Here is a 24,385-nt window from a genome sequence, read left to right on the forward strand (position 1 = left end):
GGGGCACGGCTTCATGCCGCAATGCTTCCGTGAGTTCGCTGTGGGCTCAGCGCCGAGGCTGGAACGTGCCCTCGGGGCTCTGGACGTAGGTGTACACGATGGGGAAGCGGAGAACGGCGGCGTCGGGGCTCCGGTCCACCTTGGCCGGAACAATGTCGAGGCCCAGTGCCGGTGGCAGGGCCGCGTGCGTCGTCACGCCAAAGCGCTCCCTGTTGTCATTCAGGGCCACGCCGCAGAAGGGGACAGGTGGGCCCTCGGGCGTCGGGTACACCCGATCGAAGGAGATGTAGACCCGATCCGGGAAGACCTTCGCCTCGCCGGTCACCTTCAAGACCTCCTTATCGTTTAGGAGCATTATGCCCACCACGGGCCCCGTCCTGACGTTGATGGCATTGGCACACTCCTGCACCGAATCCTCCGAGCCCGCACAGGTGAAGGTCTCCAGTTCGACCTGCATGACGGGATGGAGACCCAGGCGCTTGGCCGTAGCGCGGGCCTCGGGAGGACACTGCTCGAGGATGAGGCCCATGTCCGGGCGTACTGGCGTGGTCGCGCAGGCTGCGAGGTGTGCCGAGGCGGCGCAGGTGCAGAGTAGCGCGCACAGGCCGCTGAGAGGCCGGGATGGCATGGGCTGGACGGAGGTGTCATCGGCTCGGCTGGAGTGAACCATAGGGTGGGGTCCTTTCTCGGGAGTAACCGCGCCAGAGCACACCATCTCCACCGCGGATACGCACCCGGCGCGAACGGCCTTTCCCCCTATTCCGAGTAGCACCCAGGCGAGGACGACCACCAGGAGCGCCAGCCCGCCATACGCCCACCATCCCGGAGACTTTCGCGCGTTCGTTGTCTGTCCGGCTGGTGAAGGTGCCTGCGCCTTTGTCTCTTCGCGAGGCGGCTCGGGGTCCTCATCGGGTCGAGGTGTGGGTTCCTCTGACTGCTGGGCTGGTTCTCCTCTTGCCCCCAGGGCTGTCTCAGGCCGCCCCACCTCGAAGGCATAGGGCACACTCCAGTGCTCCGCCTTCCCCTCCGCCTCCAACATCCGCATCAGTTCCTCGTGAACAGCCCGGGCGTTCGGAGGGCGCTGCTCCGGCTTCTTTGCGAGCAGCCGCAGCGTCAGGTCGTTCAGGTCCGGAGGTACTCGCGGATCGAGTCGGATCGGAGGAGTGGGAGGCAGCAGTTCGATGGCGAGCGCGAGCTCCGCCCGGGGCATCCGGGGATTGAAGGGGTGGCAGTCCGTGAGAGTCTCGTAGAGCAGGGCTCCGAAGGCGTAGAGGTCCATGGCTGGAGTGGCGGGGAGGCGTGCTCCGGTCTCCCACGCGCCACCAAGCAGGAAGGCCGCGCACTCGGGAGGCAGGTTGTGGAACGTGCTTGGGGGCAACACCTCCGTCAGCGTGTATGCCCCCGGCAGGTACACCGAGCCGAAGTCGATGAGGAAGGGCCTCTCGTCGCCGTCCCTGATGAGGATGTTGTCGGCTTTGAGGTCCCGGTGCACCAAGCCTCGCTCGTGTAGCTCCGCCAGGACCCGAGCCACCTCGGCCAGCTCGCCCACGAAGCGGGACAGCGACGCCTGCGTCTTCCAACGCCAGGCGTTGAAGGTGCAGCCGGGGATGTGTTCGGTCACGACGAAGAAGAAGCCCGATTCCAGGTCCGGCCAGCGTCCCAGCTCGCGCACCTCGGGCAGGTGGGGGTGGCGGAAATGTCCCAGCGCGACGGCCTCCCGGAAGGCCCGCTCATCCGTACGCGTCTCGTCCTCTCTGTTCGCTGGCCGCGTGGCCACCTTCATGGAGTATTCACGGCTCTCATGCTCCACGAGCAGGACGGTGGAGAATCCTCCAGCGCCCAGACGGCGCACCACCCGGTAGTGCCTCACGGCATCTCCTGGCTGGAGCAGGTCCGGATGCAAGGGGCTCGTCATGGTGACACCTTCAGTTCCTCAAGCCGCAGCGTTCGGGGTCCGTCTTCCTCCAGGGTCAGAGAGATGCAGCCGCTCCCCTCTGGTAGGGGGACGGCGAAGGTGTGGAACTGGTAGTGCCCGGACTCACCCGAGGTCACACGCGTGGGCAGGCTCTCGTCCCCGATTTTTTTTCCTGAATCCCGGCGGCACCCCGTCTCCAGCCGGGCCCGGATGAGTCTCCAGGGCGTGGGGACGTGCCGGGCCTGGATGAGCACCGTCACGAAGAGAAGCCCGTCCATCCGGAGGACGGAGCCCGCCGAGGCCCGAATGCGCCTGGAGTACGTGGTGACCTGCTCACTGTCCGGAAGCGCGAGGGCCAGCCTGGGACGGACCGTTCCTGGCTCGTGGCTCACGAGTAGGCCCCTGGCGATCGCGCCTGCCTCATCCGTGTTCGCCGCATCCGTTCGCAGGGGCTGCATCCGCGCCCTGGATACCCACGCTTCGGCGTCCACCGTGTCCTCGCGGGTGACGAGTGCCAGTGTCAGGGTGAGAGGCTCTCCGGCCTTCGTACGTCCCGTTACCGGCAGCAGGAGCCGTTCCCCCTGGGCCAGGTCCTTCACAGGGGAGATGACCAGGGAGCCCTCTCCCAGTGGGGCTACCTCGACGCGCCCCTGGAGTTCGGACCCTGGGCGCGCATGCGGTTCCAGGAAGTCCAGGAAGCGCACGCGCGTCACCGTGCCCGCGGCCACGTACAGCAGGGCAGGTGCCTCCGGCCCTCCCTCGACGAGGAGGGTGCCCCGCCGCAACTCCCGCGAGGAGGCATGCGCCTTCGTCGCTGTCGTGAAGACGATGAGGGCCCAGAACAGGAGGAGCCAGGAACGAGGACGCACGAAGCCTCCAAAAGGAGGCGGCACGCTAAAGGACCCAGCCAGCCTCGGGCAAGGATTGCTCGACGGTTGCGGTCACGTCGTAGCGGGTGACTCGGGAAATAGGGTCCGCTTCGGGACCCTGCCGGCGTACACGCCTAATGCAAGTCGAGCAGTCTGTCCCAACGATACAGCGCTTCAAGCACCCATCCTGGTCGTACTCCAGAGATGCGCTCGAACTTCGATGCATCCATCGTGTCGAGGTGCTCGCGCCATAAGGCGAGATCCATCACGACTTCCGGGTGGCTCAGTAGCTTCCTGTCCGTGAACGGAAGAATCTGGGGCAATTGGCGGAGGATGGCCTCGACACAGTTCTCTCTCGTCGCCCGAGCCATTCGCTCCGAAGCGACTTCGAGACGTGAACGGACGGAGTCTCCTCCCTCGGGGCACCAGGCATCCATGGCCCAACCACATGCGGCGGTCATGAGCTCCTCCAGGTCCAGGAACGTATTCAGCTTCTTATGGAGGTAACGCCCGTGTTGGAGTGAGTCCCAGGAGTGCAGTACTGCCTTGATGCGTGGCGCGGTGCGCTCCGCACTGTCGGGCGCGGGTCCACAAATCGCGAAGAACAGCGCGCCCCAGGCCGTTTCACGTACGACCGGCTCATGCGATGCGTTGATGTGGCGGTAGCTCTTCCCCAAGGTGTCGGACAGGCCGCTGAGCGTCTCCCAGTAGTCGTGAAGCCGCCAGGCTGGGCGCTCCTGCTGAAAGTCGACGACTTCGTGGGTGAACACGACTTCATCGGGGGCCACCGTGCGCAATCCATGTGGAGGCGGTTAGGGGCCGTTGAGTTGGTACTGCTTTCCGTACCGGCGCCCTTCCTCCTTCGCCTTGCGTCTGATTGTGCTCATGGAGCCATGAAGGAAGGACGGCAGCTGGAGCGTGGTCATCTGGCAGCGCTCCATGGCGCGTGGATGCTGATGTGTCTGTGGGCCAGTTTCATGGAGTGGGGCAGTCCTCCTGACTAAGGACACCTGCCTGCCTGAGTCAACCGTGGCGCGATCCAGGCGACAACCTCGTTCCCGCGCAAGCGTGGGATAGGCTCATGTCATGTCGCTCAGCTCCTCTTCGCCCGTCAGCTACCCCGTCAGCTACCACGGGTGGCGCATCGCGCTGCTCACCGTCTCCGCGGACGTGGTGACGTACTTCGGAGACCTGCTGCGTGCCCGGGGACATGAGCTGGTGGCGCTGGTGCTCCCCGCTGGGCAGGGCGGTCCCCGGCCCCAGGACGAGCAGGGCTGGTCCGTCATGCATCAGCTCGTTCGCGCGGCTCCTCCTGGCACCGACGTGCTCATCGCCAGTCAGCCCGCCCACCTCGCGTCCCTGCTCGCGGCGGTGCGTCCGGATTTCGTCCTCAGCTTCTTCTTCCCCTGGCGCATCCCTCCCGAGGCGTTCTCCGTGCCCCCTCTGGGCACCTGAACGTCCACCCCTCTCTGCAGTGCGGCAATGGTCCACTGTGCGTCCTTCAGTCCGAGCCCTGGCGGGACTGAGGGCCCTCGCGGCCCCCCGTGCGCTCCCGTCCCTTTGTGCAGTACGCTGCACATGGGCTCGGGCGCACTGCGTCAGATGGGTGGCACCCCATGCCTCAAGTTCCTCATTTCCCTGGGCTTCGTGCCCGGCATGGTCGTTGTAGGGGGATCTACCCACCATGTACTGCTCGTCCTGCCGCCAGGAACGCCTCGGCGGCCTGCGCTGCGCCGCGTGCGGCAACTCCATGGCTCCGCGCCCTCGCGAGGCCCTGGAGCAGGAGCTCGCCCACGTCCAGTTCCTCCTCGCGGAGTTGCAACTCTGGGACTCCTCCTATGTCCCCAAGGGCGCTCGCAGCTATCTCACCCAGAGATACGAGCGCCAGGTTCGCATCCTCCTCTCCGTCCTCGCCGATGCTCCCGCTGCTTCTTCTGTCTCCGCCCCGGAGGTTGTTTCCGCTCAGCCGGTGGGCGAGGGCGTGGCGGCTCCAGCGGTGGCGGCGGCCCCGGAGGTGGGGCGGGTCTCGCCTGCCGTGGAGCCGGTTTCGTCCTCCTCTGCTCTCGAGGTGGCCTGGGAGAAGCCCCAGGTAGACCCTCACCCCAACCCTCTCCCAGAGGGAGAGGGAGTTGACCGGCACCCTCACCCCGACCCTCTCCCGGAGGGCGAGGGAGAGGAGACGCCGCTTCCTCCCGTTGTCACCGAGCCTCTCTTCGATCCTCCTCCCGTTCGCACCGTCACCGCTCGCATCGTCGAGGAGACCTCGACCTGGGACACCGTCTGGCGCCCCTTCCTCTATGAGAGCATCGGCTGGTTCATCGGTGCCTTCCTCATCGTCGCCGGCTCCCTCTACCTCGCCTTCGATAGTTGGGCCGGCCTCACCTCCTTCACCCGCTCGCTCGTCGTCTTCGGCATGACCGCGGGCTACTCCGCCGCCTTCTCCATCTGCGGCTCCCTCCTCGCCCGCCGTGAGGCCCTCGCCGACGCCGGCCGCATCCTCGGCCTCATCGGCGCCGCTGTCGCTCCTCTCGCCGGTATCGCCCTCGGGCCTCTCGGCGGTCTCCATCTCGATGGCGTCCCGCTCGTGCTGCTGTTGCCGTTGCTCCTCGGTTGGTCCGTCGCCGCCGCCGCCCTCGTTCGCAGGCCCGCCGAGTTCTTCGATGCCCCTTCGCGACCCCTCATCCAGCTCGCGCTGCTCGGCACCACGTTGATGATGGGGCTCGCCCCCCTCTTCGCCCGGAGCGCTCTCGCGTTCTGGTTGGACGTGTTGCCCTGCGCCTTCTTCTTCGTCCTCTCGCGCAGGCCCGTCCCCGAGCCCCGGAGCAACAAGGCCCTCGCCTTCGTCCTCGCCGCGCCCTTCTACCTGCTGCTGCTCTACGCCATCCGCCTGCACCTGGCTCTCGCCGCCTCCGGTGTGGCCCCCTCCTTTGGCAGCTACGCTCCGTTCCTCGCCTTCCTGTTCGCCACCTGGCTCGGCTTCCGCCGCCTGCCTCCTCAGGAGGCCGCGGACTCGCTCTCCGTGGGCATCGCCTCGCTCCAGGTGGGCTGCCTCGCGCTCGCCGCCACGGGCTCGCCCCCCGCCTTCTTCCTCACCGCCGCCGTCTTCACCTGGACCGTGTTCGGGCTCTCCCGCGGCGAGCTGCCCCGCGTGCGCTGGGTGTACCTCGCCTACGCCGGTGCGTACTTCTCGTATGCCTCCGCCGGCCAGCTCGTCCCCGGCGCCGTGAAGGCGCTGATCGACTCGCTCAAGGCCTCGCTCGGCTACCCCGTGGCCGGCAAGCTCCCGTTCCACTACGGAGCGCTCTCGGCCGTGCCATACGTCCTCGCGGGCGTCGTCCTCGCCGCGTGGTTGCGCTCCCGGGCCGAGCGCACCTCCTCGGCGCGTGACGCGGAGTGCTCCGAGGTCCTCCTGCGCGCCACCGCCGTCGCCAGCTCGCTCTTCGTCCTCCTCGGCCACATGGGCTCCGATCTGCGTCCGTCCCTCTGGACCGTGCTCGGACTCAGCTGCATCTGCGTGGTCTCCGGTCTGCTCCTCGAGCGTCTCTACCTGTCCATCACCGGCGCCGCGCTCACCTTCTTCCTCCCACTCTCCGCTTACGCTCTCTTCGGCGCCGCGGGAGGCTCGCTCGTGTGTGGTGCGGTGGCGCTCGCGTTCGCCGCGCTGTCGCTCGTCTGCACCCGCCGCACGTGCCACGCCTTCAGCGCCGCCGTGGCGTGGCTCTCCGCCATCGGTTTCGTGTTCAGCCTCGGAGCGGACGCCCGTGCCTCCGCGCTGACGGGCATGGTGCTCTGTGGCTCCGCCGCGCTCCTCGTGGCGTGGAACCTCGCCAACCCCTACCTGCTCGCCGTCGCGGCCTTCGGCGCCGCCGCCGTGGTGCCCAAGCTCGCCAGCCTCGCCGGTCCGTCGTGGGTGCCCCTGGCCCTCGCCGTCTCGGCGCTGGGGCTCTCCGCCCTGGGGGGCCTCGGCGGCCGTGCGCGCCTGCTGGGCTGGCCCGGTGTCGCCTATGCCCTCCTGGCCTTCCTCTGGGGCATCACCCTCCAGGTGCCCTGGTTCGGTGTCACCGTGCTCCTGGTCGCCGCCGCCGTGGCCGTGGCCTCGCGCACCCTGCCCGAGGTCCGTCCCCTCGCCGTCATCCTCGCCGGCTTCGCCCTGCTGCCGAAGGTGGGCGCCTTCTCCGTCTGGCCGTGGATGACGCCGGCCCTGTCCGTGGCCCTCTTCGTCCCCTGGTCCCTCGGGGCCTCCGTGGCCGCCGCGCGCTGGGGGCGCAGTGCCAGCACCTTCACAGCGGGCCTCGTCGCGCTCCTCTATCCCGTGGTGGCGGTGGCGGCGGCGCGCGGAGAGCAGCCGTATCCGCTCGCGCTCGGTGCCGCGCTCGCGGCCCTCCTCACCGCGCGTGCACTGCACCCGTCCGTCAGTGTCGTCGCCGCTTCCCTGTGGGCCGCCGTCTTCGTCTTCCGGTCCACCCTGGCCTGGCATTCGCTGGTGCTGGCCACGCTGCTGAGCCTCCTGGCCCTGCTCGAGTCGCACCGCGCGGCCCACCGTCTCCTGGCCGGGGAGCGCCGCTTCTCGCTCGCGGCGACGCTCTGCGCCCTGGGCTTCCTGCTCATCGCGTGCGTGGATGCTCGCGGGGGTACGTCCCTGGCGGTGCTCGCGGGCACGGTGCTGCTGCCCCTGGCGTGGACGCGCGCCAACCGCCAGCCCTTCTTCGCGGGCCTCGCGCCACTGCTCTCGCTTCTCCTCGTCCTCGAAACGAACCTGTCCATGCCCTGGGCCGCCGCGCTGCCGCTGCTCGCGCTCGGGGTGGTGCGCGCCGCGGAGCACCTGCCGGCCACCCGGTACCTCCTGCTCGGCTCGTCCGAGGAGAAGCCGGCGCGCGACCTGTCCATGTGGATGCAGGGCGCGCTGACGCTGGTGGGGGTGGTGCTGGTGCCCGAGACGCGGGCCGAGCCCTGGGTGCTCGCGCCACTCGCGGCCTCCCTCGTGCTGCTGCCCGGGCCGAGGCCCTCGGTGCGCGTGGGGCTCGGGGTGGGTCTGCTGCTCTTCTGCTTCCCCATCCACCTGGGCGTCATCGTCCTGTTGCTGGCGCTCGGCTTCCTCACGCACCACACCCCCGGCGCGCTGTGGGCCTTCTTCCGCACGCCGCCGGACACCTCGCTGCGGCCCGTCACCGTGCTGGGGGCGCTCGCGCTCTGCGGCTGGCGGTTGGTGCTGAACGCGGCGTCGCCGGGAGCCATCGCCCTGCTGGCCGGGGTGCTGCTGGTGGGGGCCTTCCTCCTCTCGCGGAACTGGATGCTGACGGCCTCGGTGCTCGTGCTCGCCGGGGCTTCGCTGGGCAGGACGGCGGAGCATGTCTTCCTCGAGTGGCGCCCGGAGGCGGCGCTGTCCTTCGCCGCGGTCGCGCTCGGTGCGGCCCTGTTGTCCGCCCTGTGCCAGGTGGGAGGCATCCAACGCGCGCTGACGCGGCTGGCCGGGCGTCTGTCGCCGGGGCTCCCGGGCACGTGGAGCGAGCCGCTGTGGGTGGCCGGAGCCCTCACCACGGCGGTGCCCGTGGTGGTGCACCTGGTGGACCTTGGGCCGGGCGCGCTGCCGCTTCCGGTGGCGCTGCTGGCCGGGCTCGCCTCGCTGGTGTTGATGGTGACGCGCGAGCGGGAGATGGCCAACGTGGCCGCCGCGCTGCTGGCGGGCGTGGTCGTCGCGGCGGTGCCTCCGCTCTGGTCGCCCGCGGTGATGAGCGTCACGGGCCTCCTGCTGTGCATGGCGGGCACCTGGCTGGATGAGCGGGAAGTGGCCGTGGGCGCCGCGTTGCACCACGCGGGCTGGGTGCTGGCGCTGCTGTCCGTCTTCGGCCTCAGGGACCTGAAGCACCCGGGCACGGCGGTGTGCTTCCTCTCCGGCATCACCACGGCCTGGGCGGTGGTGTACCGGCGTCCCGAGCGCGCCGTGGTGGGCTGGGTGGCCTCGTTGCTGGGGCTGCACGCGTTGCTCGCGCACGTGGGGGCGCTGCTCTCCACCGGCAGGGGTGCGGAGTTCATCCTCCCGTTCTTCGGGGCGCTCAGCGCGTTGCTGGCCACGGCGGCCCTGTTCCTCGCGAGCGAGCGCATCCGCCGGAGCGTGGGGCACTCCTTCGCGGTGGTGGCCCTGGTGGAGGTGCTCGGCGGCCTGGTGCTGGTGCCCGGGGCGGCCGGGGTGGTGCTGGCGGCGATCGTCGACTGCGCGTGCCTGGCGGTGCTCTGCTTCGCGCTGGTGCGCCGGGCCGTGCGCGAGGAGGACGAGACGTCCGCCTTCCTCGCCGTGTGGACGGTGGTGCTCGGCTACCTGTCGGTGCGCCTGCACGCGCTGGCCTCGGGGCTGGGCACGGCGGACAGCCTCGTGGCGCTGGTGGGGGGGGCCATCTTCTCCGGCCTCTACGTCTTCGTCATGCGCGAGGGCTCGGGGCTGCCCGCCTTCCGCAGGCCGGCGTTGTGGGCGGCCTACCTCTTCCCCATGGCGGGCCTGCTCACCGCGCCGTGGGAGCAACCTCTATACGTGGCGGCCCTGCTGGTGGGCTACGCCGCCCATTTCGCCGCGCTCGCCGCGCACCCCTCGCAGCGCGGGATGTCCTCGCTCGTCTCGGCGGGCGCCTTCAACGCCGCGCTCTTCCTCGTCTGGATGGGCACCGGCGCCGGAGAGCCGCAGTACTACGTCATCCCCGCGGGCCTCTCGCTGCTGGTGCTGCTGCGCGTCTTCCACGAGGCGATGGAGCCGGACACGCGGGCGAAGCTGCGCGCCATGGCCATCACGCTCGTCTACGTGGCCGGGGCGTGGAAGCCGCTCATGTTCCAGGATGGCCGGGCCATGTTGCTGTGCGTCCTGCTGTGCCTGGTGGGCGTGGCGGCCGGCATGGCGCTGCGCATCCGCTCCTACGTGTACCTGGGCAGTGCCTTCCTGGTGACGTGCGTGCTCGCCAACCTCGCGCGCTTCGGCATCCGGGACCATCGCATGGGCGCCGCCTTCCTCTCGCTGCTCGGCGTGGGCGTGGTGGGCTTCATGGTGCTCTTCACCGCCAGGCGCGCCGAGCTGCTGGAGCGCTACGAGCGGGTGCGCACGATGATGGATACCTGGGAGGGATGAGGCGCGGGCTCACGACAGGGCCACGAGGTCGCGAATCCGGCCGCGTACCTCCGGACGCTCGACGCGCTCGTCCCGCGCGTGGACGCGCATGGGCAGTCCTCCATTGGGATGCAGCGTGGCCCGCACCATCGGGTCCACGCGTGCGCCCGGCGGCAGGGAGAGCCGGAAGCGCGGCAGCAACATGGAGAGCATCAGCTTGATCTCCAGCAGGGCCAGGGTGGCGCCGATGCACCGGCGCGGCCCGTTGCTGAAGGGGATGTAACCGTACACCGGCGGCTCGGCCTTCAACCAACGCTCCGGGAGGAACCGCTTCGGCTCGGGATAGAGGTCCGGCAGCCGGTGGGTGATGTACGGGCTGTAATACAGATGTGTCTCCGCCTCGAAGTGGAGGCCCCCCATCTCGAAGGGCGCGGTGCTGGTGCGGAAGGCCGTCGTCACGGGCGGCAGGATGCGCAGGCTCTCCTTCACCACCCGGTCCAACAGGGGAAGCCGCTCGAGCTGCTCGATGGTGGGGGGCGCGCCCTTCAGCTCTCCCTCCAGCTCCTCCAGCAGCGCCGCGTGCACCTCCGGGTGCTGGTCCAGCAGGAAGAGCGTCCAGGTGAGGCTGTTGGTGGTCGTCTCGTGGCCGGCGACGAAGAGGATGTTCGTCTGGCCGACCAGCTCCGCGTCGGACATCGAGCCCCCTTCCTCGTCCCGCGCGTGCAGCAGCATGGAGAGCACGTCGTCGCCGTCCGCTCCCTGCGCGCGCTTCCGGGCGATCAGTCCCCGGATGGCGGCCTCGCCCCGCTCGGAGACCTCGAGCAGGCGGCGGAAGGGGAGCCCCGGCTTGTTCCAGGGCACGAGGTGGACGGCCGGCGAGGTGTAGCGCTTCAGCCACTCCGCCATCAGCAGTCCCATCCGCAGCGTCTCCCGATCATCCTCCAGCCCGAAGAGCACCTGGGTGACGATGAGCAGCGTCACCTGCCGCATCTCCAGGAAGACATCCCGCACCTCGCCCGGCTTCCAGCCGCTCAGCATCCGATCGATGCACGCCACCATGGCGTCGCGGTAGCTCTCCACCTTCTTCCGATGGAAGGAGGGCATCATCATCCGCCGGTGCTGCCGGTGCATCTCGCCGTTGATGGAGACCAGCCCCGTCCACAACCTGCGCAGCGACGAGTCCTCGGGCCCCGTGCGCCAGAGCTCCAGGGAGCGGAAGAGCGCCGGGTTGCTCAGCACCTGCATGTTGTAGTCGGGGTGGAAGATGAAGACGTGTTGAATGCTGTCCCGCGACAGCGCCACCAGCGGGCCGTAGCTGCTCAGCTTCTCGAGCCAGTGCACCTGGTCGGCGATGAAGCGGATGTAGTTGCCGGTGACCCCGAGCAGCGGCGTCGTGCGCGGGCCGGGCAGCTCCACGGCATGTGTCCCGGGTGGGGTGGCGATCATCGGGCGCTCTCCTCCAGATGGGTCGACAGAAGGAGGATGCCAGACCTCATCGGTGACGGCCGGAGATCCTTCCAGGCGCCGTCTCCGCGCCGGGCGCCCAGTCCGGAGGCAGCTCGGCGGACGGCGGCACCGGGGCCAGTCCGGACGTCCCCTCCTCGGGCACCTGCCGGGCGGCACGGGCCAGCCGGTCCGCGCAGGCCGCGAGCCCGAACAGCACATAGAAGTGCACGGCCACGAGGAAGCCCGCGAAGAGGCAGGACACCAGGTGTCCCACCACCGCCGCCGCGAGCGCCCGCACCAGCCAGCCGCGCTCCTTGTCCCGCGCGAGCGTCCACAGTGGCCCGAGCGCCGCCCCGATGAAGGCCAGGAAGAGCCCCAGCCCCACGAAGCCCAGGTCGGAGATGACCTGGAGGAAGACGTTGTGCGCGGCGTACACCCGCGTTGAGCCCACGGGGCCATACAGCCGCCAGGCATAGGGGAAGGTGCCCGCGCCCACGCCCAGCAGCGGGTGCTCCACGCTCACCCGCGAGGCCACCGTCCATGCCTCCACGCGGCTCATCGCCGAGGCATCCGCCTCATAGGTGCCCACCGTGCGCGTGCGGTTCCAGAAGCTCTGCGGAGAGAGCATCAGCATGGCCCCGGCCGCCACTACCACCACCAGCGTGCGGGTGAGGTTCCGCTCCAGCAGCACCCACGTGCCCGTGGCGGCCACCAGCCCGAGGAAGCCGCCGCGCGAGTAGCTCAGCACCATGGCGGTGACGGCCAGCGCCGCCGCGAGGCCGCACGTCAGCCGCACCAGCCAGGGGCTCTGCTTGCGCACGAGGACGGCCACCGCCAGGGGCACGATGATGCCCACGCTCATGGCCATGCGGTTGGGGTCCGCGTACACGCCCACCCAGCGCGCGCGGTAGCCCTCCACCATGTCCACCCCCGCCTGGTGCCACGCGATGACTCCGCGCGAGGTGAAGAGCGAGCCCACGATGAGCGCGAGGCAGGCCCACAGCAGCCGCCGCTCCGTCGTCACCAGGTTCACCAGCGTCAGGTAGACGAGCACCCACTTGAGGAGCTCCACCGCGGCGAACTCCGTGGCGTCCGGGTAGAGCGACCAGCTCAGCGAGGCGAACACCAGGCCACAGAAGGTGAGGAGCAGCGCCCCGCGCTGTCCATCCACCCATAGCTTCTCCCGGCGGCCCATGCGCCCGAGCACCATCAGGCCAGTGGACAACGCCGACAGCAGCAGGGCCGGGCGGAACCGGGCCAGCCCCGGTATCCACTCACCAGGGCTGATGTAGATGGCGGCCAGGAACGCGAGCAGGAAGCCGAAGGCCCAGCGATCCTGGCTCCGCACCGCATTGCTTCCCATTCCCATCCCCGGACCTTCCCCCTCGGAGCCGACTCGCTGGCACCCGCGCCCACGTTGTGCACTCCGCGCGGCGAGCACCATCACCTCCGGACATTCCGTCCGAAAGGCGATTTCTCCTCCGGCGCCTTTATTCCCAATGCGAGGCATGCCGGCTGACGGCCTCCCGGCACTCCCCCGGGCCTCCGTCCTCCGCCGGAATCATCCGCGCGGCCCTGGTGTCCCTAGTCACTCCGCTTCCGTTTTCCCACGGGGTTGCCTGCATGCGTGTCCGATTGACTACCTTCCCGCTGCTCACCTCGGTCCTGTTGGCTTCCGCGTGTGGTGGCGGGACTTCGCCGGGACCCCAGAGCCCGCCTGGCGCCGTGGGCACGGCCGCTCCGGAGGTCACCGCGCCGGAAGAGCGGCCGGCCGCCCCCTCGTCTCCCGAGCAGGGAACGCCCCGGACGCCAGAACCGCCCGCCTACGCGCATGAGTGGGTGGTGAGCCCCACGGGCAACGACTCGGCGGCTGGCACGGAGTCGGCCCCCGTGCGGACCCTCACCAAGGCCCTCTCCCTCGCCGGGCCGGGTGATCGCATCCGCGTGCTCGCCGGCTCCTACGCCGAGCGGGTCCTCATCACCGGTTCCGTCCGCGCCGGCACCGCCGAGGCGCCCATCACGCTCGAGGGCGTGGACACGCCGCACATCATCCCGGGCTCGCGGCAGGGCGCGCTCGTCGTCGTGGAGCGGCCCCACTGGCGCATCCGCGGCTTCGACATCGACGCGCGCAACCGCCCCGCCTTCGCCGTGGTCTTCAGCGGGAACACCGAGGGCACCGTGCTCTCCGGCTCGGAGATCCACCACGCCCGGTACGGCGCCGGTATCAGTTTCCACGATGGAGCTCACGGGGCCACCCTCGAGAACAACCACATCCACCACATCTCCGTGCCGAACAAGGATGGTCATGGGGTGCTCATCCAACCCACGGCGCGCAACATCACCGTGCGCGACAATGTCATTCATGACAATTCGGGCGACTCCATCCAGTGCTACAGCCCGGATGGCACCATGCCCGCGGCTCCCGCGCAGGGGCTGCTCATCGAGGGCAACGACCTCTACGGCAACATCGAGCAGTCCATCGACATCAAGACCTGTTACGACGTCACCATCCGCCGCAACAAGATGCACAAGGCCCGCCGCCACCCGACGCTCGGAGGCAATGGGGCCCTGGTGGTGCACATGTCGGCCCGCGATGTCCTCATCGAGGAGAACGACATCTATGACGCGGGTCTGGCCATCGGCATCGGGGGAAACCGCTATGGCCCCATGCCCTCGGGCATCGTCATCCGGCGCAACCTCATCCGCGACATGCTCACCGAGGGCGGCATGACGGGCGGAGGTCTGCAATTGGCGGTCTCCACGGGAACACAGGTGGTGAACAACACCTTCACGCGGCTGCCGGGTCCGGCGCTCATCCTCGGCCGTGGAGATGGCGGGCCCACGCAGGGGCTGGTGCTGAAGAACAACATCATCGACGCGGACCAGGCGATGGAGGTGGGGCTCCATGCGCCCGGGCTGACGACGGGCAGCAATCTCTACCGGCCCGGTGCCACCTTCCTCCTCAAGGAGGGCTCGGCCCTCGAGCTCTCGCAATGGCAGGCACGTGGGCAGGACAGCAACTCGCTCGAAGACGCGGCTCCGCTCGACCCGGAAACCCTGGCGCCCGGGCCCGCCGCCGTCGACCGTGGCGAGCGGCTGGAACTGGACCCATCTTGTGGTGCGGGACCGGACATTGGTGCGGTGGAGTCCGGCTGTTGATGCACTCCTTTTGCCTGTAGCCCTTGCGAAGCGCCGGCTCTGACCTCATCACAAGGGAATGGGGAGTGGGCTGTCCGCTGCCGGTGAGGCCGCAAGAGGTGTGAGGTCCAGAGGGTGTGGTCGCAGGGGGAGTCGATGAAGGGGCTTCGCATCGCACTGCTGATGAGCCTGGCTCCACGCAAGCAGGGCTCGTTGGAGGACTGGATTCTCGCCTTTTGCCGGGAGGCCGCGCGGCGCGGTCACCAGGTGGATGCCTGGCTGCGCGAGCCCATGCTCCCGTCCTTCGTCACGGAGCTGAAGGACTGTGGCGCCCGGGTGGACGACCTCTTGGAGTTCGAGCGCTCGGGCCTGGCCGCGATGACCCGCCGGCTGGCCGGTCATGACATCATCCACCTCAACTTCCTGGCCCCTCGCAGCCGCATCGCGATGGCGGCCTACGCGGCGTGGCCCACCCAGGTGCTGTACACGGCCCACTCGGATCACATCGACGAGGAAGAGGACGTGGCGCGCCGGAGCCTGCGCTGGGCGGTGAATCAGGCCACCATGCTCCGGGTGCACAGCCTCGCGGGTGTCTCCGAGCACGTGCGCGTCAAGGAGGGCCGGCGCTTCGGACTCCATCCCCACCGCTCGCGCACCATCTTCAATGGCGTGGACACCCGGCGCTTCCATCCCCGAGCGCGCCCGCAGCCCGGGGGGCCGGTGGAGCTCATCACCGTCGCCAACCTCGTGGAGAACAAGGGCGTGCACCACCTGCTGGGGGCACTCGGGCGCCTGCGCTCGCCCCGGGTGCACCTGCGCGTCGTCGGAGATGGTCCGGCCCAGCCGGCCCTGCGCGCGCTCGCGGCGCGGCTCGGCCTGGAGCACCAGACGGAGTTCCTGGGGCTGCGCAACGACGTGCAGGAACTGCTCGGCACGTCGGACATCTGCATCCAGCCCGCGCTGGCGGAGGCCTTCGGGCTCACCGTGGCGGAAGCCATGGCCTGCGGCTGCGCGGTGGTGGCCTCCCGGGTCGGCGGCATCCCCGAGCTCATCCAGCACGGACGGACCGGTCTGCTGGTGGAGCCCGGAGACGAGCCCGGTCTCGCCACCGCGCTCGAACGCCTGCTGGACGACCCGGTATCGATGCGCCAGCTCGGTGATTCGGCACGCCAGCGGGCCTGCGAGTTCTTCGAGCTCTCCAACACCGTCCGACGCCACGTGGACTGGTGCGAGGAAGCCGCCGGCTACGTCTCGCAGGCTCCCGTCCAGCTCACCACCGCTCCGCCTCTTCCCGAGGTAGAGCCCGAGCCTCAGGCCTCGCGTCAGGCCGGGCCGCACGCCTCCTGAAGCAGCAGCCGGGCGAGCGGGCACACGGGGAGCAGGCAGGCATCATCCAGGAATAGTGGAGCGCCAATCACTGTCGAGAACACCCCAAACCCAGGAGGGTGTTCACGGTGAGAACATTCAACAAGCGCTCCGCATTTTTTTCATCCCTGTTGGCCTGTGTGGTGACTGCCTGTGGTTCCCCTGGCCACAGGGGTGGAGCCCAGGAGAGCGAGCCCGGAACTCCCACCGAGGTGACGCCCGCGCCCCAGATTCCGGGCACCTCCCAGCCCGAGCAGGGTGGACCGCGGACGCCCGCCGCGGAGGTGCCGGCCACTCCCGTCCCGGACGAGGACACGGGTCCTCCCGCGCCGGCCCAGCAGCCGGGCGGCTCCACCACCACGGAGTCGCCCGTCACCACCCCCACGTACAAGCGCGTATGGGTGGTGAGCACCACGGGCAGTGACACGGCCAGCGGCTCGGAGACGGCGCCCCTGCGCACCATCAGCCGCGCCATCACCCTGGCCGGCCCGGGCGAGCTCATCCGCGTGCGCTCCGGCACCTATACCGAGCGCGTGCTCATCTCCGGCTCCGTGCGCAGTGGCACCGCTGACGCACCCATCACGCTCCAGGGGGAGGGCAATCCCCGCATCGTCCTGGGCTCGGTGACGGGCGCGCTGATGGTGGTGGAGAAGCCGTACTGGCTCATCAGCGGCTTCAACATCGACATCCAGAACCGCAAGGCCCTGGGCGTGGCCTTCACCAGCAACCTGCAGGGGACGAAGCTCTCCAACTCGGAGATCCACCACGGCCAGTACGGGGCCGGCGTGAGCTTCCACTACAGCGCCAACGGGGCCACGCTCGAGAACAATCACATCCACCACATCTTCATCACTGGGAAGGACGCGCACGGGGTGATCATCCAGCCCACGGCGCGCAACATCACCCTGCGCGGCAATGTCATCCACGACAACTCGGGCGACTCCATCCAGTGCTACAGCGAGGATGGCTCCAGCTCCGCCGCCCCGGCCGATGGCGTCCTCATCGAGGGCAACGACCTGTACGGCAACATCGAGCAGTCGTTGGACATCAAGACCTGCTACAACGTCACCGTCCGCCGCAACAAGATGCACCTCGCCCGGCGCCACCCGACCCTGGGTGGCAATGGCGCCATGGTGGTGCACATGTCGGCGAAGAACGTCCTCATCGAGGACAATGACTTCTACGACGCGGGCCTGGCCATCGGCGTGGGTGGCAACCGCGTGGGCCCGTACCCCTCGGGCATCGTCATCCGCCGCAACCGCATCCGGGACATGATCACCCTGGGCGGGATGACGGGCGGAGGCCTGCAACTGGCGGTCTCCACGGGGACGAAGGTGTACAACAATACCTTCACCCGGCTGCAGGGCCCGGCGCTCACCGTGGGCATGGGGGACGGCGGCCCCACCGAGAACCTGGTGATGAAGAACAACATCATCGATGCCGCCTACGTCCTGAAGCTGGGCTCCCAGGCGCCGGGGCTGAAGATGGGCAACAACCTCTACCGGCCCGGCGCCTCCTTCAATGGCTCGACCCTGTCGCAGTGGAAGGCCCGGGGCTTCGATGCCAATTCCCTCGAGTCCAGTACGCTGCTCAACAGCACCACCCTGGCTCCCGCGTCGGCTGCCATCGATCGGGGCGAGAACGTGGGCCTCCCGTTCTGCGGGGCCGCTCCGGACATCGGCGCCGTCGAGTCCGGGTGCTAGCTTCTTCCCAACGAGGGTAATCGCTTTCCCAGTGTGAGACGCCCGCTGCCCATTCCCGGGTAGCGGGCGTCTTCGATTCTCACGCCGTCTTCGCATTCCATGACAGCACGGGCTCTCCCGGGGCACGGTGCTTCCCTTGCATGGGTTGCCCGTGGGCCGGAGTGGACTGTTGACTGCCGTGGGGGCGGGTTATGCGCGCGGGGCGTGGATGGGGCTTGTGGGTGGGCACCCTGGTGTTGGCGGGTGTGCTCTGGGGCGGATGCCATGACACCTCCCTGGATCCGATCGAGGATCCCAAGCCCGGCCACAATGGTGGTGGTGACACCAGCGGCGGAGACCCCGGCGGCGGAGACACCGGCGGTGGAGACACCGGTGGTGGAGACCCCGGCGGTGGATGCGGCTCCGACTGCGAGCCCCCGGGCCCCGTGCTGCTCCAGCGCGAGCCCTCGCCCAATCCCATTCCCGAGGAGAACAGCCGGCCGGGAGATCCGCGCTGGCGCGGTGGCGCGGCGGCTCCCGAAGGGCAGCTCGAGGCCTATACCTCCACCGAGTCCGCCGAGGCGGGCGAGAGCGTGGGGGTGAAGGTCTCCACCCGCACGGAGACCACCGTCACCGCCGAGCTGTTCCGCATGGGCTATTACGGTGGTGCGGGGGCTCGCAAGCTGTGGAGCGGTGGTCCCTGGCGGACGCGCGAGCAGGCCACGTGTGAGCGCCACGTGACGACGGCGCGCATCGAGTGCGACTGGACCGACACCTTCTCCATCCCCATCGACCCCGCGTGGCGCTCGGGGCTCTACGTGGTGAAGCTCACCCGGGCCGATGGGACGATGCGCTTCGTTCCCTTCGTCATCCGGGACCGGCGCGCGGCGGACATCCTCTACACGCCCAACTTCACCACCTATCAGGCCTACAACACCTGGGGCGGCACGAGCCTCTACTTCGACGCCGCGTGGGCGACGCCGTTCGGCCGCGCGCGCGAGGTGTCCTTCAACCGTCCGTACAAGGACTCCAACGGGGCCGGGAAGACGTTCTTCCTCGACATCAACTTCATCCAGCTGATGGAGAAGCACGGCTACGACGTCACCTACGGCACGCAGCTGGACTTCGTGCGCTTCCCGGACTTCGTCGAGGGAATTGGCGCCTTCGTCGGTGCCGCGCAGGACGAGTACTGGCCGGAGCAGGAGCGCGACCAGTTGGAGGCGGCGCTCCAGCGCCCCGATGGGAAGACGAGCCTGGTCTACTTCGGCGGGAACGGGGGCTACTGGCGCGTCCGCTTCGAGAAGGACGCGCGGGGCAATTTGCGCAACATGGTCTGCTACAAGAACGAGTCGGACCTGGATCCCCAGCGGGGCTCGACGGTGCGCTTCCGGGACCTGCCCAACCCCCGTCCGGAGAGCAACCTCTTCGGAGCGATGTACGAGGGTTGGCAGCTCGTCATGTTCCCCATGGTGGTGAGCGATGCCTCGCATTGGCTCTTCGAGGGCACCGGGCTGACCCAGGGCACCCTGCTGCAAGGCCTGCTGGGCTATGAGTACGACAAGAACTTCCCGGAGCTGCCGGGCGCTCCCGAGGGACTCCACGTCAGCATGATCAGTCCGGTGGTGAGCGGCGAGGGCATTCCGTCCCATGCCACCGCGGTGGATCGGACGCTGCCCTCGGGCCGGCTGGTGTTCTCCGCGGGCTCCATCTGCTGGGGGCTCGGGCTGGGCACGGATCCGGAGCTGAGGGATCCGCGCGTGGCGCGCATGACGCTCAACGTGCTGGACCGGGCGTTGACGCACCGGGTGCGTCCGCCGGCGCGCGAGCCCGTGACGGCTCCGGGGCCCGTGCAGTCCCCGCCGGAGGGGCAGTGGGTGCGGCGCGTGGAGGCCTTCGCGGGGCGGGCCGGGCGCTCCGGCTTCCAGGATGGTTCCGCGGCGGAGGCCCTGTTCAAGGCGCCCACCGGTCTGGCCGTCACGCCCCATGGGGAGGTGGTGGTGGCCGATACCGGGAACAACCGCATCCGGCTCATCCAGCCGGGGCCCACGCCCACCGTCATCACCCTGGCGGGCAATGGTGAGCTCGGCTACCGGGACGGCGCGGGCGCGCAGGCCATGTTCCGCCATCCCACGGCGGTGGCGGTGGGGCTGGCCGGTGAAATCTACGTGGCGGACTCCGAGAACCACGTCATCCGTGTCCTCGAGAAGGACGCGGAGGGCTGGAAGGTGAGGACGGTGGCGGGGAGCGTCTCCCGCTCGGGCTTCGCCGATGGTGTGCCGGCCAAGGCGCGTTTCAACCGGCCCATGTCGATCGCCGTGGACTCCGCCGGCAACCTCTATATCGCCGACCAGGTGGGCAATCGCATCCGCATGCTGCGCGCCGACCGGTCGGAGGTCGTGACGATCGCCGGCAGTGGCGCGGGCGGCCGGGTGGACGAGAACGGCATCAAGGCCAGCTTCAACAATCCCACCGCGCTCGTGATGGGCCAGGACGGGGCCTTGTATGTGTTCGAGGCGGGCAACCAGCTCGTGCGCCGCGTTTCACTCTCGGCTCCGTACAAGGTGGAGACCGTCGCCGGCCGGCGGGATGGGTATGTGTTCGGCTTCGCGGATGGAGATGGGACCGTCGCGCGGTTCCGCGGCCAGATGGGCATGTCGGTGGCCGTGGATGGCAGGTTGGTCATCGCCGACACGGGCAACTTCCGCATCCGCAAGGTGCAGCCCGGCGCCGATGCCACGTCCTCGCGGGTCGTCACCGTGGCGGGCTCGGGGAAGCTCGGGACGAATCTTGGCTCTGGAGACGTGGCGGACATCGTCGCTCCCACGGGGCTCGCCACCGATGTTCATGGGAACATCTACGTGAGCGATTCGTTCAACCACGCCATCCGCGTCATCATCCCGTAGCGCCCGGCCCGCGCGGTGCGCTGGTCCGTGAGGTGCAATACCTCCCCCGAGAGGGGGAGGAGTGATGGGAAGCGGGCGAGGCGTGGCACTGCGGGTGGGTCTGGGAGCACTTCTGCTGCTCCGGTGTGGACCCTCCGGGTACGAGGAGGAAACCTTCTTCCCACCAGAGGACTCCGCTCCGGCGTCCTCCTGCGAGGCCTTGCCGTCCGGTGGGCTCGAGGTGGCTCCCGTGCGCGGCGGGCACGACCCGGGCCAGCCCCGGCCGCTGCCTCCCATGTTCCAACCCGGCTTCCATCTGGCCTTGCGCTGGTCCCACTCCGTGGGCGGCCTCACCACGTTCCGGCTTCGCGTGCCGGTGAATCGGGCGGGGCAGCGGTTGCGGCTCGCCTTCCGCTCGGGAGACGGGCCCCTCGTGTTGCGGCGGGTCACCGTCGCCCATGTTGGCGACGAGGGCTCCCTGGCCTCCGCGCCGGTGCCCGTGACGTTCTCTGGCGCGCCCGGCCTCTCCGTGGCGACGCGGACGCGCGTGGTGTCCGATGCTGTGTCCCTTCCCATCCACTTCGGTGACGAGCTGGCCGTGTCCTTCGAGGTGGAGGGCTCGTTGGCGGCGAGTGCCATCGAGCTGCTCCCCGGCAGCGCCATGCGCTCGGGCGCCTGGGCCAACGTGGAAGGTCCGCTGGGGGGCACGGCCTGGGCCATTCCCGTGGGGCTGGCCACCGTGGAGGTCGAGGGCCCTCCCGCGCGGGCCTTCGTCGCCCTGGGGGACAGCATCACCGAGGGCTACATCGACGGCCACGACGACATCCGTGACACCTGGGCCTTCCGGGCCGGCGCCCAACTGGGTGTGCCCATCGTCAACGCCGGAGTCTCCGGCCAGGGCTTCTACGATGGGCTGCGGCTGCTGGACGGGGAGGCGCTCGTCCTGTCGGGCATCACCGACTGCATCGTCCTGTTGGGCACCAATGACCTGAGTGGCGTCCCGGACAGCAAACTGCTGGCGGACATGGAGCGGCTCACGGAGCGGCTGAAGCCCTTCTGCCGCACCTGGACGGGCACCCTGCTGCCCAAGGAGCACGCCAACAACGGCAAGTACGAGCAGGTGAAGGCGAGCCGTCTGGTGATGAATGCCTGGATTCGCGAGCACCGGTGGCCAGACGTCATCGACTTCGAGGCGGTGACGCACGCGCCGGACAACGTGCACCACTTCCTCGACGGGCTGGACGTGGACGGCATCCACCCGAGCGCGGCCGGCCATGGCGTCATGTCCGACGAGGTGGTGCGCGTGCTGCGCGCCCATGGCGTGCCACCGCAGCAGGCCCCGTGAGTCCTACCCGGGGACGCTGGACCCGTTCAGGGTTCTTGCATGGTTCAGCTCCCGGACGTCCAGCGGCGAACACCTCTGCTCGCGTCCCGCCGACGATTTCCAGCGGAGCGGTATCTTCGAGAAGACCCTGCTCTTCGTGGGCACAGGGGGGAGGACCCATGCGGGCGCTCGAAGCCATCATCCATGCACCCGTGCAGCAGGATGCCGAGCTGTTCCGGAACATCCTCGACGCACTGCCGTACCCCATTTTCTGGAAGGGGCGAGACCTGCGCTACCTCGGGTGCAACGCCGCGTTCGCGAGGATCACCGGGCGCGTGGACCCCGACGCGGTGGTGGGGCTCTCCGACCACGAGCTGCCCTGGCGGAAGGAGGACGCGGACCTCTACCGCGCCTGCGACCAGCAGGTGATGGAGTCGGGACAGCCGTTGTCCGATTGCGAGGAGACGGTGCGGGGCTGTGATGGGGTGGCGCGGTGGACGCAGACGAGCAAGGTGCCCCTGAGGGACGAGCGGGGCTTCGTCTTCGGCGTGCTCGGCATCCTCGTCGACGTCACCGAGCGGCACGAGGCGCAGGATCGCCTCCAGGTGGCGCTCACCGCGGGCGAGGCGGCCAATCGCATGCTGAAGGCGCAGGTGGCCGAGCGCGAGCTCATGCAGCGCGCCCTGGAGCTCAGCGAGATGCGGCTGCGCACGGCCGTCCGTGGCGCGCAGATGACCATCTGGGGGTGGGATGCGAAGGGCGTCTTCACCTTCTCGGATGGTGGGGCGCTGGTCACGCTGGGCCTCGAGCCGGGGTGGCTGGTGGGTCACTCCGTCTTCGACGTCTACGCCGGCCACCGGGAAATCCTCGCGCAGGCCCGGCGGGCGCTGGCGGGTGAGTCCTTCACCGGCTACATCACGGTCGAGGGCATCCACTACGAGACGCGCTACGCGCCGATGTTCGACGAGACGGGCGCGCTCACGGGCGTCACCGGCCTGGCGCTGGATGTGACCGAGCGTGTGCGCTACCACGAGATGCTGGAAGCGGAGCTGGAGCGGACGCGCAAGCAGTTGTTGCAGGTGGAGCGGCTGGCGACGCTGGGCACGCTGGCGGCCGGGGTGGGGCACGAGCTGCGGAACATCTCCACCGTGCTCAACAGCCTGAGGAGCTCCTTTCGCGACCTGGCACAGCGGGGCCAGGCGCCCGATGCCGAGGAGCTCGAGGAGCTGGGCTGGGCGTGCGAGCACGTGGCCACGCATGGACGGCACCTGATGGACCTGGGCCGGCCGGGGCGCTCGACGGTGGAGCGGATGGATTTGCGGGAGCTGGTGGCGGGCACGCTGGCCATGCTGCGCACGGCGGGCATCACCAAGCACGTGAAGGTATCGGCGGCGGTGCCCGAGGGCCCCCTGTGGATCGACGCGAGCCGGACGCGGGTGGAGCAGGTGTTGCTCAACCTGGTGAGCAACGCCGCCGACGCGGTGGAGGCGGTGCGCGATCGGCCCTCGGAGGTGCGGGTGCGGCTCTTCGAGGACCGCGCGGCGGGCTTCGTCTGTTGCCGCGTGGAGGACACCGGGGTGGGCATTCCCCCGGAGAAGCTCGCCGCCATCTTCGAGCCGTGGTTCACCACCAAGCCTCCGGGCCGGGGAACGGGCCTGGGCCTGCCGGTGGTGCGCAACATCCTCCAGGAGGCCGGAGGAGACCTCTCGGTGGAGAGTGAGTGGGGGAAGGGAAGTGCTTTCACCTTCCGGCTGCCCTCGCGGCTCCAGCCTGGCTGAGGGCCGGCCGGGAGGCACACACGCCTGGACGGAGAGGATGCAGGCGGGGGCGGAGGTGGATAATGTCGCCCCCCCTTCGTCAGCCAGGGAACTCCGTATGCGCTGTGTGCTCCTCGTTCCGGTGTGTCTCCTCGCCGCCTGCGCCGGCTCCGTGCCCGCGCTCCGCCCGGCCGCTCCGGCTCCGGCTCCCTCCGCGCCGGGAGTCCCCGAGCAGGTTTCCCGGGGCGAAGCGGTGGAGTCCTCCGGGGCCGCGTCGGCGGAAGAGGTGGCGCGGGCGCTGAGCACCACGGTGGAGGTCGCCCGGCTCGTGTCCGGAGGCTCCAGCCTGCGCGCTTCGCACCTGGGTTTCCTCGGGGCGCCCTCGCGTGCCGCGGCCCTCATCGTCGAGCGCGCGGTGCAGCTCGTGGGGGTGAAGCAGCTCGGCCGCGTGGACCGCGGCGTCCCGGACGACTGCTCCGGCCTGGTGCGGCTCGCCTACATGAAGGGCGGCATCGACCTGGTCAACCATGGCTTCCTCAACGGCGAGAACGCCGTCTCCGCCATCTACCGCCGCGCGAAGGAGCGGGGTGCCCTCCACCAGCGCCGTCCCCGTCCCGGGGACCTCGTCTTCTTCCAGGAGACCTACGACCGCAACCGCGACGGCAAGCGCAACGATGGGATGACCCACATCGCCGTCGTGGAGACCGTCGAGCTGGACGGCACCGTCACCTTCATCCACCGGGGCAGCAAGGGCATCGCCCGCTCGCGCATGAACCTCCTCTTCCCGCGCACCCATCGCGCCGGCCAGAGCGGGGCCGTCCTCAATGACTTCCTGCGCGCCGCGTCCAAGGGACAGCGTGCCTGGCTCACGGGAGAGCTCTTCGTCGGCTTCGCCTCGCCCACGACGCTGTAGGCCC

Annotated in this window: 14 protein-coding genes; 9 read left to right on the forward strand and 5 right to left on the reverse strand. The window is 69.5% G+C overall.

All coding sequences use genetic code 11. The features are described from left to right. Nucleotides 1-46 precede the first annotated feature (46 nt). From Q664_RS51480 to Q664_RS02770, 3 genes are all read right to left on the reverse strand, one after another. A complete protein-coding gene (locus Q664_RS51480) occupies nt 47-1,915 on the reverse strand; it encodes a serine/threonine protein kinase (RefSeq protein ID WP_052517585.1) in 1,869 nt (622 codons plus the stop codon). Beyond that, nucleotides 1,912-2,784: a DUF2381 family protein gene (locus Q664_RS02765; protein ID WP_043389580.1), complete on the reverse strand. Its 873-nt coding sequence runs from the start codon at nt 2,782-2,784 to the stop codon at nt 1,912-1,914. The genes Q664_RS51480 and Q664_RS02765 overlap by 4 nt, the downstream gene beginning before the upstream one ends. 134 nt (nt 2,785-2,918) lie before the next feature. Beyond that, nucleotides 2,919-3,572, reverse strand: a complete 654-nt coding sequence (locus tag Q664_RS02770; protein ID WP_043389581.1) for a hypothetical protein — start codon at nt 3,570-3,572, stop codon at nt 2,919-2,921. 298 nt (nt 3,573-3,870) lie between these two features. Here Q664_RS02770 and Q664_RS02775 point away from each other — a divergent pair, with 298 nt between their 5' ends. Then, nucleotides 3,871-4,239: a hypothetical protein gene (locus tag Q664_RS02775; protein WP_052517586.1), complete on the forward strand. Its 369-nt coding sequence runs from the start codon at nt 3,871-3,873 to the stop codon at nt 4,237-4,239. A gap of 229 nt (nt 4,240-4,468) precedes the next feature. Next, nucleotides 4,469-9,895 carry a hypothetical protein gene (locus Q664_RS02780; RefSeq protein ID WP_043389583.1) on the forward strand — a complete coding sequence of 1,809 codons (5,427 nt, stop codon included), beginning with the start codon at nt 4,469-4,471 and terminating at the stop codon, nt 9,893-9,895. Between the two features lie 9 nt (nt 9,896-9,904). Here the strand turns inward: Q664_RS02780 and Q664_RS02785 are convergent, their stop codons facing one another. Together Q664_RS02785 and Q664_RS02790 are read right to left on the reverse strand one after the other, a co-directional pair. Continuing rightward, complete coding sequence (locus Q664_RS02785; RefSeq protein ID WP_043389585.1) at nt 9,905-11,320, reverse strand: cytochrome P450; 1,416 nt, start codon at nt 11,318-11,320, stop codon at nt 9,905-9,907. A 46-nt stretch (nt 11,321-11,366) separates the two neighbouring features. Continuing rightward, nucleotides 11,367-12,683: an O-antigen ligase family protein gene (locus Q664_RS02790; RefSeq protein ID WP_160174315.1), complete on the reverse strand. Its 1,317-nt coding sequence runs from the start codon at nt 12,681-12,683 to the stop codon at nt 11,367-11,369. 260 nt (nt 12,684-12,943) lie between these two features. Between Q664_RS02790 and Q664_RS02795 the strand changes: the two genes are divergently transcribed. The 7 genes from Q664_RS02795 (at nt 12,944) to Q664_RS02830 (ending at nt 24,381) form a co-directional block, all read left to right on the forward strand. Next, complete coding sequence (locus tag Q664_RS02795; RefSeq protein WP_043389586.1) at nt 12,944-14,479, forward strand: right-handed parallel beta-helix repeat-containing protein; 1,536 nt, start codon at nt 12,944-12,946, stop codon at nt 14,477-14,479. Nucleotides 14,480-14,614: 135 nt separating this feature from the next. Next, nucleotides 14,615-15,805 carry a glycosyltransferase family 4 protein gene (locus Q664_RS51485; RefSeq protein ID WP_052517589.1) on the forward strand — a complete coding sequence of 397 codons (1,191 nt, stop codon included), beginning with the start codon at nt 14,615-14,617 and terminating at the stop codon, nt 15,803-15,805. Nucleotides 15,806-16,035: 230 nt separating this feature from the next. Then, on the forward strand, nt 16,036-17,526 hold the full coding sequence (locus tag Q664_RS02805; RefSeq protein WP_052517590.1) for a right-handed parallel beta-helix repeat-containing protein: 1,491 nt from the start codon (nt 16,036-16,038) through the stop codon (nt 17,524-17,526). Nucleotides 17,527-17,717: 191 nt separating this feature from the next. Further along, nucleotides 17,718-20,408 (forward strand): N,N-dimethylformamidase beta subunit family domain-containing protein, encoded by a 2,691-nt coding sequence (locus Q664_RS02815; RefSeq protein WP_052517591.1) that lies wholly within the window; start codon nt 17,718-17,720, stop codon nt 20,406-20,408. Nucleotides 20,409-20,472: 64 nt separating this feature from the next. Then, nucleotides 20,473-21,732, forward strand: coding sequence for an SGNH/GDSL hydrolase family protein (locus tag Q664_RS02820; protein WP_043389590.1), 1,260 nt, complete (start codon nt 20,473-20,475; stop codon nt 21,730-21,732). Between the two features lie 158 nt (nt 21,733-21,890). Continuing rightward, a complete protein-coding gene (locus Q664_RS51490) occupies nt 21,891-23,489 on the forward strand; it encodes a PAS domain-containing sensor histidine kinase (protein WP_052517592.1) in 1,599 nt (532 codons plus the stop codon). A gap of 97 nt (nt 23,490-23,586) precedes the next feature. Then, nucleotides 23,587-24,381: an NlpC/P60 family protein gene (locus Q664_RS02830; RefSeq protein ID WP_043389591.1), complete on the forward strand. Its 795-nt coding sequence runs from the start codon at nt 23,587-23,589 to the stop codon at nt 24,379-24,381. Nucleotides 24,382-24,385: the final 4 nt, after the last annotated feature.

The sequence above is a fragment of the Archangium violaceum Cb vi76 genome (assembly GCF_000733295.1).
GTDB lineage: Bacteria > Myxococcota > Myxococcia > Myxococcales > Myxococcaceae > Archangium > Archangium violaceum.

Bases quoted from the DNA above. Each gene is read 5' to 3' on its own strand.
- Q664_RS51480 (WP_052517585.1), bottom strand. From the start codon at position 1,915: ATGACGAGCCCCTTGCATCCGGACCTGCTCCAGCCAGGAGATGCCGTG.
- Q664_RS02775 (WP_052517586.1), top strand. From the start codon at position 3,871: ATGTCGCTCAGCTCCTCTTCGCCCGTCAGCTACCCCGTCAGCTACCAC.
- Q664_RS02780 (WP_043389583.1), top strand. From the start codon at position 4,469: ATGTACTGCTCGTCCTGCCGCCAGGAACGCCTCGGCGGCCTGCGCTGC.
- Q664_RS02785 (WP_043389585.1), bottom strand. From the start codon at position 11,320: ATGATCGCCACCCCACCCGGGACACATGCCGTGGAGCTGCCCGGCCCG.
- Q664_RS02790 (WP_160174315.1), bottom strand. From the start codon at position 12,683: ATGGGAAGCAATGCGGTGCGGAGCCAGGATCGCTGGGCCTTCGGCTTC.
- Q664_RS02795 (WP_043389586.1), top strand. From the start codon at position 12,944: ATGCGTGTCCGATTGACTACCTTCCCGCTGCTCACCTCGGTCCTGTTG.
- Q664_RS51485 (WP_052517589.1), top strand. From the start codon at position 14,615: ATGAAGGGGCTTCGCATCGCACTGCTGATGAGCCTGGCTCCACGCAAG.
- Q664_RS02815 (WP_052517591.1), top strand. From the start codon at position 17,718: ATGCGCGCGGGGCGTGGATGGGGCTTGTGGGTGGGCACCCTGGTGTTG.
- Q664_RS02820 (WP_043389590.1), top strand. From the start codon at position 20,473: ATGGGAAGCGGGCGAGGCGTGGCACTGCGGGTGGGTCTGGGAGCACTT.
- Q664_RS51490 (WP_052517592.1), top strand. From the start codon at position 21,891: ATGCGGGCGCTCGAAGCCATCATCCATGCACCCGTGCAGCAGGATGCC.
- Q664_RS02830 (WP_043389591.1), top strand. From the start codon at position 23,587: ATGCGCTGTGTGCTCCTCGTTCCGGTGTGTCTCCTCGCCGCCTGCGCC.